The organism is Sedimentitalea arenosa, assembly GCF_016428585.1.
GTDB classification, from domain to species: Bacteria; Pseudomonadota; Alphaproteobacteria; order Rhodobacterales; family Rhodobacteraceae; genus Sedimentitalea; species Sedimentitalea arenosa.
Genome location: NZ_JAELVR010000003.1, coordinates 30,243 through 43,528, shown reverse-complemented (window position 1 = coordinate 43,528; position 13,286 = coordinate 30,243). Strand labels below are relative to the sequence as shown.

Here is a 13,286-nt window from a genome sequence, read left to right as displayed (position 1 = left end):
ATGGGTGAAAAATCCTTGGTTTCCAGCTTGGAACCTTGACAATCCACTTCTTGGTATACCAGATGCCAGAAAACTTTGCCCGCCCGTGACGACCCAATCCACCGGACTTCGTTCCGATTCGGACATGTCGGCAACAGGCGGCAGACCGCGCCAGATCCAAGGAGGCACGCCCCGATGAATATCCACGAATACCAGGCCAAACGCCTTCTCGCGGGCTTCGGCGCACCCGTCGCGCGCGGCGTTCCGATCGCCGCGCTCGATGAGGCCGAGGATGCCATCGCACAGCTTCCGGGGCCAGTCTGGGTGGTCAAGAGCCAGATTCACGCCGGCGGGCGCGGCAAAGGCAAATTCAAGGAACTACCCGAAACCGCCAAGGGCGGCGTCCGCGTGTCCTTTTCGCCCGACGAGGCTCTGGCCAACGTGCGCGAAATGCTGGGCAACACGCTGGTGACGAAACAGACCGGCCCGGCCGGCAAACAGGTCAATCGCCTCTATCTCGAGGCCGGCGCCGAGATCGACCGCGAGCTCTATCTCTCGCTGCTGGTTGATCGCGAAACCGGCAAGACCTCCTTCGTCGCCTCGACCGAAGGCGGCATGGACATCGAAACCGTGGCCGAGGCAACGCCGGACAAGATCCACACCATCGGCATCACCTCATCCAGGGGCGTGACCGACGCCGACACCGACTGCCTCTCAGACGCGCTCGGCCTCGAAGCCGCCACCCGGGATCAGGCCAAGGCACTGTTCCGGGCGCTCTACACCGCCTTCACCGAAAAGGACATGAGCCTGCTCGAGATCAATCCGTTGATCGTGACAAAGGCGGGTGACATCCAGGTGCTCGATGCCAAGGTCTCTTTCGACGGCAACGCGCTCTTCCGCCACCCGGAACTGATGGAGCTGCGCGACGAGACCGAAGAGGACGCCAAGGAGATCGAGGCTTCCAAACACGACCTCGCCTATATCGCACTGGACGGCGAAATCGGCTGCATGGTCAACGGCGCGGGCCTCGCCATGGCGACGATGGACATCATCAAGCTCTACGGCGCCGAGCCCGCCAACTTTCTCGACGTGGGCGGCGGCGCGACCAAGGAAAAGGTCACCGAGGCGTTCAAGATCATCACCTCGGATCCGAACGTGAAGGGCATTCTCGTGAACATCTTCGGCGGCATCATGCGCTGCGACGTCATTGCCGAAGGCGTCGTGCAGGCGGTGCGCGATGTCGGGCTGACCGTGCCGCTGGTGGTGCGGCTCGAAGGCACCAAGGTCGATGAAGGCAAGGCGATCCTGAACGGCAGCGGGCTCGACGTGATCGCCGCCGACGATCTGGACGACGCCGCACAAAAGATCGTCAAGGCGGTGAAGGGGTAAGCCAATGTCCATTCTGATCGACAAATCCACGAAAATCATCGTGCAGGGCCTCACTGGCAAGACCGGCAGCTTTCACACCGAACAGGCGCTGGCGTATCACGGCACGCAGATGGTTGCAGGCACCCATCCCGAGAAGGGCGGCAGCACCTGGACCGGCAGCAACGGAGAAACCCTACCCATCTATGCCAGCGTGTCCGAGGCCAGGGAGGCCACCGGCGCCTCGGCCAGCGTGATCTACGTCCCGCCTGCGGGCGCCGCCGCTGCCATCGAAGAAGCCATCGATGCGGGAATAGAACTGATCACCTGCATCACCGAAGGCGTGCCGGTGCTCGACATGGTGCGGGTCAAGGAAAAGCTGAAGGATTCTCCCAGCCGACTCGTCGGCCCAAACTGCCCCGGCCTGATGACCCCCGATGAATGCAAGATCGGCATCATGCCGGGGTCCATTTTCCGGAAGGGCTCGGTCGGGGTCCTGTCGCGCTCGGGAACGCTGACCTACGAAGCGGTCTACCAGACCACCATGGCGGGTCTGGGCCAGTCCAGCGCCGTCGGCATCGGCGGCGATCCGGTCAAGGGCACCGAGTTCATCGACATCCTCGAACTGTTCCTCGCCGATGACGACACCCACAGCATCATCATGATCGGCGAGATCGGCGGCTCTGCCGAAGAAGACGCCGCCCAGTTCCTGATCGACGAGGCCAAGCGCGGGTGCAACAAACCGGTCGTCGGCTTCATCGCCGGGCGCACCGCCCCGCCGGGGCGCACCATGGGCCATGCCGGCGCGGTGATCTCGGGTGGCAAGGGGGGAGCCGAAGACAAGATCGAAGCGATGACCGCCGCCGGCATCCGCGTCGCGCCCTCGCCCGCCAAGCTGGGCGAAACGCTGGTCGATCTGCTCGGCTGAACCGTACGGCGCAAGATCGCGGCGCTGGTTCCGGGTGCTTACCTCGCCAACAGGAAAGTCATATTATTTCCCAAAGAAGCCGAATTTTGCAACTTAACAACGCTGTTGCAGGGTGATACCACCGCCCAAATCCGTTCCGGCCCGACGCCTGGCGCAGGGCTGCACCGAAACGAAAGGAATTTCTCGATGGCCTACAAAATCCTGATCCTCGGCGCGTCCTACGGCTCGCTCCTTGGCACCAAACTTCTGGCGGCGGGCCATGACGTGACGCTTGTCTGCCGTGACCAGACCGCCGCGCTGATCAATGACAAGGGCACCGAAGTGCGCATCAAGCTGCGCGACGAGGACGAGCATCGCAGCTTCTTCTCGGGCGAACTCGCAGGTCGGCTCGACGCGACAACCCCCGAGGCCGCCCAGCCGCAGGACTATGACATGGTCTGCCTCGCCATGCAGGAGCCGCAATATTCGCACCCCACCTTGCGCGAACTTCTAGGCCGAGTCGCCGCGGCCCGCGTGCCCTGCATGTCGATCATGAACATGCCCCCCCTGCCTTACCTACGCCGGATCCCCGGGCTCGACGGCGACGGGCTCGAGGCTGCGTTCCAGAACTCCGAGATCTGGGTGCCGTTCGATACCGCCCTGATGACGCTCTGCTCGCCCGATCCCCAGGCCTTTCGCCCGCCCGAGGAACCCGCGAACGTGCTGCACGTGGGCCTGCCGACCAACTTCAAGGTCACGCGGTTCCACGATGCTGCCCATGACGCGATTCTCGACACGCTGGAACGCGACATCGACGCCTACCGCATCGACGGCAAGGACGTTCCGGTGAAACTGCGGGTCTTTGACTCGCTGTTCGTTCCCTTTGCGAAATGGAGCATGTTGGCCACCGGCAACTATCGCTGCATCACCCCCGACGGCCCCCGCGCGATCCGCGACGCGGTACATGGCGATCCAGCCAAGTCCGAGGAAATCTACAACTACGTGCGCGATCTCGTGGTCAAGCTGGGCGCCGATCCCCAAGACATGGTGCCCTTCGAAAAATATGCCAAGGCGGCCGAGAACCTGCTCAAACCCTCGTCCGCCGCACGCGCGGTCTATTCCGGCGCCACGGCGATCGAGCGGGTCGACAAGCTGATCATGCTCACCGGCCGGGCAATCGGGATGCAGCATCCCGAAATCGACGCGACCGTTGCGTTGGTGGACGCCAAACTGGCCGAAAACGTCCGCGCCGCCAATTGAGGCCGAAACATTCGTGATTTGGCATGGATTCGGAAAAGACTGTCCGGAACGCGGACTGCAATCATGGCGTGTGCTTCCCATCTTACTGTCGAGCGGGGGAAAACCTCGCCGCAGTAACGAGTAAGACGACTTCGTAACAATTGCTGGCCCACGCATTCGCGTGGGCCTTCTGCTTTTTTTGGCCGTCAGCCTGCGAGACTGCCTGAGTCCCATGCACCAAGACAGCATCCAGTGTCATTGCGACTGTTCGGCTCGTCGGTTGATCGGCTTCTGGGCATCCGATCAGTCCGGGCGATGCATGCGACCGAACCCCACCGATCCATGTTCAATTTAATGGGGTGCAGAACGGTTGATGCGGTCCGCCGGCGTGAACGTCGACGGGCCAAGACCCATCGCGATGGCATCCGCTCCACCCAACGCCTTATCCTACCGTTGCCTCGGATCTGCTTTAGCGCGGGCGTAGCATGTCCAGTTGAATATCCAGGAGCCGCAGTCCCTCTTTGACAAGGCAAAAGCCGCGCGCGCCCAAAGTCCATCGGATCGCAACTCCCTGCACCAGAGATGAAAACAGAAGCGCGGCATCCTCCGCATCGACATCGCGGCGCAGATCCCCCGTCTCCTGTTGATCGCGAAGCGCCGCAACCAGGCGCGCCTGAAACGTGGAAAGAAGCCCGCGAAACACGTCCCTCAGTGCCACGTTGTCCACCTGCAACTCGCGCGAGAACAGGATGGATGGCAAGGCCGGCGTCCGCGCGATGGCGGTCAGTTGTGACTCGATCACCGCTTTCAGGCGCGTTTCCGGCGTGGCGGCCCGCGCCTCGGCCGCGGCCCAGTCCTCGCGCAAGCGCGCCGCGATATCCTCTGCCACGGCGAGCCAGAGCGCGCCCTTGGTCGGAAAATGCCGAAAGATCGCCGGTTGGCTCAACCCGACCGCGCGGGCCACATCCGTCGTGCTGAGACGATCCGGGCCGATCTCGTCCGCCAATCGCAGCACTTCGGCCACGATCTGCACCTTCCGATCCTCTGCCTTCAGACGCCCTGCCATGCAAACACCTCTTGTTAGTGATAACTAACTAACATATACTGATGACACCCGCAAACCCTATTCCGAGTTGCAGGATTCCGACTGAAAGGCTCCGCCATGCGCACCGACACCGCCCCGACCGGCTATTCCCGCCTCCAGATCGCGCTACACTGGATCGTGTTCATTCTAATCGCGCAGCAATACCTGCTTCACGAGGCCATATCCGCCGCATGGGATCGCATCGGCGAAGGACTCGACGTCGCGTTCGATCCGCTTGTTCTGGCCCACGTGGCCGGCGGTGTCCTCGTGCTGATTCTTGTCGTCTGGCGCTTGGCGTTGCGCGCCCAGCGCGACACGCCCCCGGCAATCGAAACCGGCAAGGTGCAGACACTGCTGGCCAAGCTCACGCATATCGGTCTCTACGCTCTGATGATCGTGATGCCGATCAGCGGGTCGGTTGCCTGGTTCGGCGGCATCGAAGCGGCGGCACTGGGGCACAACGTTATGAAGATCGCCCTACTTGCGCTTGTCGCCCTGCATGTCTTCGGGGCGCTCTATCACCAACTGGTCCTCCGCGACGGGACGCTGGCGCGGATGCGTCGGCCGTTGGGCTGACACCATGCGCCTTGCGCCCCTCCTCGCGCTGCCACCCATAGCGCTCGGCATCGCCGCGGCAGTCTGGATGATTTCGTCCTCCGAAGGCCCCCGACAGATCGAGGACGGCACGCCTGCGCTCCCTGTGAGGGTCGAAACCGTCAATTCGCGGGACATTCGCCCCATCGCCATGGCCTGGGGCAATTTGCGCGCAGCGGACACCTGGATCGCCGTGGCCGAGGTGCAGGGGGAAGTCGTCTGGCACCACCCCGATCTGGACCCGGGCCGCCTGATTCCGGCAGGGACCGAGGTGCTGCGCGTCGACCCTACGGACTACCAACTCGCACTCGCGCAGGCCGAGGCCGATCTTGCGGCCTTCCGTGCGGAAGCCGCGCAACTGACCGCCGAGGCGACCAACACCACCCGCATTCTCGAGCTTGAACGCGAACGGCTCGCGCTGGCGGAAGCGGATCTCGCGCGCACGCGCAGGCTGACGGAACAGGGAACAGCCGCACAGGCCCGCGCAGACGAGGCGGAGCGCGCCACCATTCTGGCACGTCGCACCGTGGCGGAACTGGAAAACACGCTGGGCCTCGTGCCCTCGCGTGAGGCGCGGATCGCGGCCCAGACCGCCCGGACGCAAGCCGCGCTGGACCGTGCGCGTCGGGCACTCGACCGAACCATCCTGACCACGCCCTTCGCTCTGCGCGTGACCGAGGTCAACGCCGAACGCTTCCAGACCGTCGCGCCCGGCCAGGTGCTGATCCGCGCCGACGGGATCGCGACAGCCGAAGTGGTGGCGCATATCCCGATCGACAGCTTTCGCCGCCTTGTGTCGAACCTGCCCGGGGCGGTCACCCTCGACGATATGATGCGGGACATGCCCGCCACTCAGATCGACGTGACGCTCAGCCCCTTGTCCGACCCCACGCAGGATTGGCCCGCCCGGGTGAGCCGGCTCGAGGCCGCGCTCGACGCGCGCGCCCGCACAGTGCCCGTGGTGGTGACGATCGACGCGCCATACGCTGGCGCCGACCCGCCGCGCAGGCTGCCACTGGTGCCGAACATGCAGGTGCAGTTGGCTTTCGTCGGGACGCCGCTGACCCGGGTGATCACGATCCCCGAGTCGACCCTTCACGCCGGGACGGTGCGCGTGGCGGGGCCCGATGACCGGCTGGAACTGCGCCCGGTCACAGCCACCTTTGCCCAAGAGGGACGCGTGATGATTTCCAGCGGACTCGCCGAGGGCGACCGCGTGGTGCTCGACGACATCGCACCCGCCATTCCCGGCATGGCGCTGCTGCCCATCGAGACCGCCGAATGATCCGCTGGTTTACCGGGCACCCCACGGCGAGCAACCTTCTGCTGCTGTTATTCCTGGCCGCCGGTCTGTTTGCGGCTCCCGGACTGCTGCGCGAAACCTTCCCCGATTTCCGCGCCGTCGAAGCCGAAATCACCATCCCATGGCGCGGTGCCGCCGCGGAAGACGTGGAAAGCGCCCTCTGCGCACCTCTCTGGGACGGGGTGCAGGGCGTCGAGGGGCTCGACACCCTGACCTGCACCGCGCAGCCCGGCCGCGCCCGTGCCGTCGCGACCATGGCCGACGGCACCGACGCCTTGCGTTTCGTCAATGCCCTGTGCACCGAGGTTTCGGCGATCGATACCTTTCCGGACAGTGCCGATCCGGCCATCACCCGAGAGTTGCACCGCACGGATCCCGTCACGTCCGTCGCCGTTTCGGGCGATCTGCCGCTGGGCGAACTCGACCTTTACGCTGACGCCTTGTCGGATCGCCTGTCCGCCCTGCCCGGGGTCGCGACGGTCACCCGGTCGGGCCTCGGGACACGCACGCTCAGGGTTTCTGCGCGCGCAGCGGTACTGGAAAGCCACGGGCTGACACCGGCTTCGCTGGCCGCCGCCATCGCCGCCCAGAACATCGATCTGCCCGCCGGCACGCTGGAGGGCGACGGCACGGACCTGACCCTGCGGTTCACCGCCGAGCGGGACACCGCCGGCGCGCTTGCGACGATCCCGGTTCTGGTGCTGGGCAATGGCGCGACCCTGACACTGGGCGACGTCGCCGAAATAGAAGAAAGCTTCGAACCGCCGCATGACCGCGCCTTTCTGGATGGCGCTCCGGCCCTCCTGATCGACGTCGCCAAGGCACTGGACGCCGACGCGCTGCGCGTGCTCGACGACGTGACAGAGGTGGTGGCCAAAGAGACGGCGGTTCTTCCGGACACGCTCAGGGTCGAGGTCGTGCAGGATGTGACCTCCATCATCCGTGACCGGTTGCTGATGCTGGTGCAGAACGGCGTGATCGGCCTTGTTCTGGTCGTGGCGGTTATGAGCCTGTTCTTCCGACCCGGCTTCGCGATCTGGGCCGCGATGGGCCTGCCCGTCGCCTTTGCCGGCGCCTTCTTCTGGATGGCGTTGACGGGGCTCAGCCTGAACATGATGACGCTGGTGGCGCTGCTGATGGCGATCGGGATCGTGATGGACGATTCCATCGTGATCGCGGATTCCATCGCGGTGCATGCCGCCAAGGGGACAACGGTGGAAAACATAGCCGCAGGGGTCGCCGCCGTGGCGCCCGGTGTCATCTCGTCTTTCCTGACCACTCTGGCCGTGTTCCTTCCGCTGGCCTTTCTGGCCGGGGAACTCGGCGCCGTGCTCGAGGTGTTGCCGGTCGTCCTTCTGGCCGCCCTCGCCGCCTCGCTGGTCGAGGCATTTCTGATCCTGCCCCATCACCTCAAAAGCGGGTTGAAGGAAACCGCTCCGACCCGCTTCCGCCGCCGCTTCGATGCAGCCTTTGGCGCTTTGCGCGAGCGCGGCGTGGGGCGTCTGGCCGATACCGCGATCCGCTGGCGGTGGATGGTCGCCGGGCTGGCCATTGGCGCGCTGATCGTGACGGTCGGAGCGCTCGGCGGTGGCGTCGTCAAGCGCGAGGCGCTGCCGAACATCGACGGCGATGTACTGGAAGCCCGGCTGATGCTGCCTGCGGGCTCCCCGCTCGCGCGCACGACCGAGGCGGTCTCGCAGGTGGAGCAGGCGCTTGACCGCGTGAACGCCCGCCTCACGCCGGAGCAGCCGGAGGCGCAACCGCTGGTGATCCGGCGCATCACCCGCATGGGCCGCAACCTGTCCGCGGGCGAGTCCGGCGCCCATGTCGCCACAGTCGCGGTGGACCTTCTAGGCGCTGAAACGCGCACCAGCACGCTTGACGAAATCATAACGCTCTGGCGAGCCGAAATCGGGCCGTTGCCAGGCGTGCCTTCGCTGATCCTCACCGAGCCGGGGATCGGCCCGCAGGGGATCGCCGTGGAACTGCGCCTGACCCATCCCGACCTGGCCACACTCGAGACCGCCGGCCGCGCCGCATTGGCCGAGTTGCAAAGCTATGCCGGCGTGCGCAATGCCATCCTCGACCTGCGCCCTGGCGCGCCCGAGGTGCGGCTGAACCTGTCGCCCGGAGCCGAAGCCCTTGGGCTGACGGCCAGCGACGTGGCGGCACAATTGCGCGCTGCGTTCCTCGGAACACAGCTTACCGAGATTCGGCGCGGCGATCTTGCCTGGGATATCGACGTGCGGCTCAGTGACGACGACCGTGCCACCCGCGCCGATCTGACCACGTTCGAAATCGCGCTGCCCGGCGGCGATACCGTGCCACTGGCCACCGTCGCCACTTTTACCGAGGCGCGGGGGTGGGGCAGCATCAACCGCCGCGACGGTCTGCGCACTCTGACCGTTGCGGCCGACGTGGACGGGCGTGTCGGCAACGCCGACGCGATCACAGCCCGGCTGGCCGACGGGTTCCTGCCGGACCTCGCCACCACGATTCCCGGCCTCGATTTCGAAATCGGCGGCCAGGCCGCGAATTCGGCGGAAACGGTGGGCTCCATTCTCCGGGGATTCCTGATCGGCCTCGTCGGTGTCTATATCGTGCTCAGCTTCCAGTTTCGCAGCTATGTCGAACCGCTCATCGTGATGGTCACCATCCCGTTGGCATTTCTGGGGGTGATCTGGGGGCATGTCCTGATGGGCTACAACATCTCGATGCCGTCGCTCGTAGGCGCGGCCTCGCTTGCCGGCATCGTGGTGAACAACGCGATCCTTCTCGTCGGAGTGATCAAGGTCCGTCGCGCAGAGGGGTTGTCGGCCACGGCCGCGGCCGGAGAGGCGGTGCGGTCCCGCTTCAGGCCGATCTTCGTGTCAGTCTCGACCACCATCATGGGCATGGCGCCCCTCCTGCTGGAAGGCTCGACCCAGGCACAGACGCTCAAACCGCTGGTGATCGCGGTCGTCTTCGGCCTCCTGGCCGCAACGGTGCTGGTCCTGCTCGTGCTCCCGGCGTTCTACGCCGTACTCGACGACTTGCGTCCGAACCGGTCTACACATCTGCATTGACGGCACACAAAAGGAAAAATGGCGATCCCGGGAGGACTCGAACCCCCAACATCCTGATTAGAAGTCAGGTGCTCTATCCAGTTGAGCTACGGGACCGCTGGCGCCGGTTTTGCCGCAGCTTCCGGCGCAGGGCAAGGCCTCAGAGCCGCAAAGTCATGAAATGGCTCAGCGGATCGGAACGGTAGTTCCCGAAGGGAGAGCAGGTCACGAACCCGGCTTTACCATAGAGCGCACGCGCCGCGGCATGCGCCGGCCCCGATCCCGTCTCGAGGTTGAGCCGCGGCAGGCCCTGCGCCCGTGCCGCGCCGATCAACGCCTCCAGAACACGCCGGGCCACACCGCGCCCCCGCGCCTCGGCCGCCGTGTGCATCGACTTGATCTCGCCATAGCCGTCGCAGGTTTTCAGCGCCCCGACCCCCACCAATACCGCGTCTTCGCGCAGGCCCAGCAGCACGACGCCAGGCGCCATCAGCGCATCCGTGGGCAAGGCATGACAGCTTTCAGGCGGGGTCTGCGCCTGCATCTGTGCCAGGTGACGCGCCAACAAGGCCCGCACATCCGCCGCCTCGGGCGAGACGACCGCGACCGAAAGACCGCTCAGTGGGTCCAGACCCCGCGCCGGTTGGTGGCGAAATTGTCGCCATAGCCACCGGGGCGCACGTTGGGCTTGCGTTTCTTCGGTTCGAACACCTCGGCCTCGATCCCCTTGGCCTGCGCGTATTCCAGCGCAGCTTCCTTGGTGTCGAACCGCAGACGCACCTGGCTCTGCATGTCGCTGGACGAGGTCCAGCCCATCAATGGGTCCACCTCGCGCGCGCTGGCCGGTGCGAAATCCAGCACCCAACGCTTGGTCTTGGCGGTCCCCGAGGACATCGCGGTGCGGGCGGGCTTGTAGATACGGGCGCGCATGAGAGGCTCCTTGAAACGTCTCACCGCTTATCCGAAATTCGCACGCAACGGGCAAGGGTCCAAATGCCGCGCCACTGCCCCCACACCAGAACCGCGATACATACGAATCCCGCCATCGTTCGACCCGAGAATGCCATCAAGGCTTGAACCCGGCACCAAACACCACAACTCTGTAGGTCTGCCCCCGGAGAGCCCTTCATGCCCCACGTCCATACCGACAGCTCGATGCCGATGATGCAATCGCCAGCCGCCCCGCGAGAGAAGCTCGAAGGCGGCAAGCGCTTCGTGATGAAGACCGAGTTCACTGCCGCGGGCGACCAGCCCACCGCCATCGCGGACCTTTCGGCCGGGGTGCTCGACGGCGAACGCAACCAAGTGCTGCTGGGCGCGACCGGCACCGGCAAGACCTTCACAATGGCCAAGGTGATCGAGGAGACCCAGCGCCCGGCGATCATTCTCGCCCCCAACAAGACCCTCGCCGCGCAGCTCTACGGCGAATTCAAGAGCTTCTTTCCCGACAACGCGGTCGAATATTTCGTCAGCTTCTATGACTATTACCAGCCCGAAGCCTACGTCCCGCGCAGCGACACCTACATCGAGAAGGAAAGCCAGATCAACGAACAGATCGACCGGATGCGCCACTCCGCGACCCGCGCGCTTCTGGAACGCGACGACGTGATCATCGTGGCCTCGGTCTCCTGCATCTACGGCATCGGCTCGGTCGAAACCTATGGCGCGATGACGCAGGACCTGGTCGTCGGCAAGGAATACGATCAGCGCAAGGTGATGGCGGGGCTCGTCGAACAGCAATACCGCCGCAACGACCAGGCCTTCCAGCGCGGCAGCTTCCGGGTGCGCGGCGACTCGCTGGAGATCTTTCCCGCACACCTCGAGGACCGCGCCTGGAAACTGTCCTTCTTTGGCGAAGAGCTGGAAAGCATCACCGAATTCGACCCGCTCACCGGCGAAAAGACCGACACGATGGACAAGATCCGGATCTACGCCAACAGCCACTATGTGACGCCGAAACCGACGCTCACCCAGGCGATCCTGAACATCAAGGCCGAGCTGCGCACCCGGCTCGACCAGCTCGTCTCCGAAGGCAAGCTGCTCGAAGCACAGCGGCTCGAGCAGCGCACGAATTTCGACATCGAGATGCTCGAAGCGCAGGGGTTCTGCAACGGGATCGAAAACTATTCGCGCTATCTCACCGGGCGCGCACCGGGCGAACCGCCCCCGACCCTGTTCGAATTCATTCCCGACAACGCCATTGTCTTCGCCGATGAAAGCCACGTCTCGGTTCCCCAGATCGGCGGCATGTACAAGGGCGACCACCGGCGCAAGTTCACGCTGGCCGAACACGGCTTCCGCCTGCCCTCCTGCATGGACAACCGCCCGCTCAAGTTCGAGGAATGGGACGCGATGCGCCCGCAATCGGTCTTCGTCTCCGCCACCCCGGCGAAATGGGAAATCGAACAGACCGGCGGCGTCTTCACCGAACAGGTGATCCGCCCCACCGGCCTTCTGGACCCGATGGTCGAAATCCGCCCGGTCGACATGCAGGTCGACGACCTTCTGGACGAGGTGCGCAAGGTGGCCGATGCGGGCTTCCGCACCCTGGTCACGACCCTGACCAAGCGCATGGCCGAGGATCTGACCGAATACATGCACGAACAGGGCATCAAGGTGCGCTACATGCATTCCGACATCGACACGCTGGAACGCATCGAGATCCTGCGCGACCTGCGCCTTGGCGCGTTCGACGTGCTGGTCGGCATCAACCTGCTGCGCGAGGGGCTCGACATTCCGGAATGCGGTCTGGTGGCGATCCTCGATGCCGACAAGGAGGGCTTTTTGCGCTCCGAGACCTCGCTGATCCAGACCATCGGCCGCGCCGCGCGCAACGCCGAGGGCCGCGTCATAATGTATGCCGACCGGATCACCGGGTCGATGGAACGCGCGCTGGCCGAAACCGACCGCAGGCGGGCCAAGCAGATCGCCTATAACCAGGAACACGGCATCACCCCCGCCACGATCAAGAAGAACGTCGAGGACGTGATGTCGGGCCTCTACAAGGGCGACACCGACATGAGCCGCGTCACCGCCAAGATCGACAAACCCCTGCACGGCGCCAACCTCGCCACGGTGCTCGACGGGCTGCGCACCGACATGCGCAAGGCGGCGGAGAACCTCGAATTCGAGGAAGCCGCCCGCCTGCGCGACGAAATCAAGCGGCTGGAAGCGGTCGATCTGGCCGTGTCTGACGACCCGCTGGCAAGGCAATACGCGGTGGAGAAGGCTTCGGAAGCCGCCGTGAAGTCGCGCGGCCGGTCAACGGCTGGCCGACCGGGGCAACGGGGCGGAAATGTAAAGCGGCGGGGGCGCAGTTGACACGTACGCTCACTTGGTGAACCTTGAGCCATATTGAACTTTTGAATAACGATTTCATTTTGCATGGATGGAGATAAAGACCATGAGAACCTCACTAGCTTGCGCCAACACTTTTCTTTGGGCGAGTTTGGTTCCTACTGCTGCGCCTGCCAATCCTCAGTTTGATCTTAACGTGGTGGTTTGCCGAGATTATAAATCTGGTGAGTTTCTTGAGTGCAACAAGATTGAAAGGCTAACCGTGGGGGACGCCTTCGTACGAATGCATGCCGTTCTACAGATAGATTGGCTTGTTTCGGAAGATCGGAGATCAGAGAAAGATATATTCCTCCGATGGGAGTTCAAACCATCAGACGGCGAGCCAGTGATATTATCCAATCATAGAAGCAATGATGATTACACATGGGAGCCGAGGACATACAATGATCCAACACGATGGGTTGTAAATCAGAG

At 64.3% G+C, this 13,286-nt stretch carries 10 protein-coding genes and 1 tRNA gene; 7 read left to right on the top strand and 4 right to left on the bottom strand.

Going from position 1 to position 13,286, the window contains the following annotated elements:
• Nucleotides 1–174: 174 nt before the first annotated feature.
• From sucC to JF290_RS04850, 3 genes are all read left to right on the top strand, one after another.
• Nucleotides 175–1,368 carry an ADP-forming succinate--CoA ligase subunit beta gene (gene sucC / locus JF290_RS04860; RefSeq protein ID WP_199023646.1) on the top strand — a complete coding sequence of 398 codons (1,194 nt, stop codon included), beginning with the start codon at nucleotides 175–177 and terminating at the stop codon, nucleotides 1,366–1,368.
• Between the two features lie 4 nt (nucleotides 1,369–1,372).
• Nucleotides 1,373–2,272 carry a succinate--CoA ligase subunit alpha gene (sucD, locus tag JF290_RS04855; protein WP_199023645.1) on the top strand — a complete coding sequence of 300 codons (900 nt, stop codon included), beginning with the start codon at nucleotides 1,373–1,375 and terminating at the stop codon, nucleotides 2,270–2,272.
• Nucleotides 2,273–2,458: 186 nt separating this feature from the next.
• Nucleotides 2,459–3,511: a ketopantoate reductase family protein gene (locus JF290_RS04850; protein ID WP_199023644.1), complete on the top strand. Its 1,053-nt coding sequence runs from the start codon at nucleotides 2,459–2,461 to the stop codon at nucleotides 3,509–3,511.
• Nucleotides 3,512–3,959: 448 nt separating this feature from the next.
• On the opposite strand, the gene JF290_RS04845 is transcribed toward JF290_RS04850, so the two are convergent.
• Nucleotides 3,960–4,556, bottom strand: a complete 597-nt coding sequence (locus JF290_RS04845) for a TetR/AcrR family transcriptional regulator (RefSeq protein WP_199023643.1) — start codon at nucleotides 4,554–4,556, stop codon at nucleotides 3,960–3,962.
• Nucleotides 4,557–4,652: 96 nt separating this feature from the next.
• Between JF290_RS04845 and JF290_RS04840 the strand changes: the two genes are divergently transcribed.
• The 3 genes from JF290_RS04840 to JF290_RS04830 are packed head-to-tail and all read left to right on the top strand — an operon-like array spanning nucleotide 4,653 to nucleotide 9,536.
• Nucleotides 4,653–5,150 (top strand): cytochrome b, encoded by a 498-nt coding sequence (locus JF290_RS04840; RefSeq protein ID WP_199023642.1) that lies wholly within the window; start codon nucleotides 4,653–4,655, stop codon nucleotides 5,148–5,150.
• Nucleotides 5,151–5,154: 4 nt separating this feature from the next.
• Nucleotides 5,155–6,453, top strand: coding sequence for an efflux RND transporter periplasmic adaptor subunit (locus JF290_RS04835; protein WP_199023641.1), 1,299 nt, complete (start codon nucleotides 5,155–5,157; stop codon nucleotides 6,451–6,453).
• Nucleotides 6,450–9,536, top strand: coding sequence for an efflux RND transporter permease subunit (locus JF290_RS04830; protein ID WP_199023640.1), 3,087 nt, complete (start codon nucleotides 6,450–6,452; stop codon nucleotides 9,534–9,536). Before JF290_RS04835 ends, JF290_RS04830 begins: the two co-directional genes overlap by 4 nt.
• 19 nt (nucleotides 9,537–9,555) lie before the next feature.
• On the opposite strand, the gene JF290_RS04825 is transcribed toward JF290_RS04830, so the two are convergent.
• The 3 genes from JF290_RS04825 to JF290_RS04815 all read right to left on the bottom strand — a co-directional run bounded on the left by JF290_RS04825 (nucleotide 9,556) and on the right by JF290_RS04815 (nucleotide 10,445).
• Nucleotides 9,556–9,632: transfer RNA gene (locus tag JF290_RS04825), tRNA-Arg, on the bottom strand.
• Nucleotides 9,633–9,675: 43 nt separating this feature from the next.
• Complete coding sequence (locus tag JF290_RS04820) at nucleotides 9,676–10,092, bottom strand: GNAT family N-acetyltransferase (protein ID WP_328701203.1); 417 nt, start codon at nucleotides 10,090–10,092, stop codon at nucleotides 9,676–9,678.
• 41 nt (nucleotides 10,093–10,133) lie between these two features.
• Entirely contained in the window at nucleotides 10,134–10,445 is a 312-nt protein-coding gene (locus tag JF290_RS04815; RefSeq protein ID WP_199023639.1) for an ETC complex I subunit, read from the bottom strand.
• Nucleotides 10,446–10,643: 198 nt separating this feature from the next.
• Between JF290_RS04815 and uvrB the strand changes: the two genes are divergently transcribed.
• Nucleotides 10,644–12,836 (top strand): excinuclease ABC subunit UvrB, encoded by a 2,193-nt coding sequence (gene uvrB, locus JF290_RS04810; RefSeq protein ID WP_328701202.1) that lies wholly within the window; start codon nucleotides 10,644–10,646, stop codon nucleotides 12,834–12,836.
• The last annotated feature ends 450 nt before the right edge of the window (nucleotides 12,837–13,286 follow it).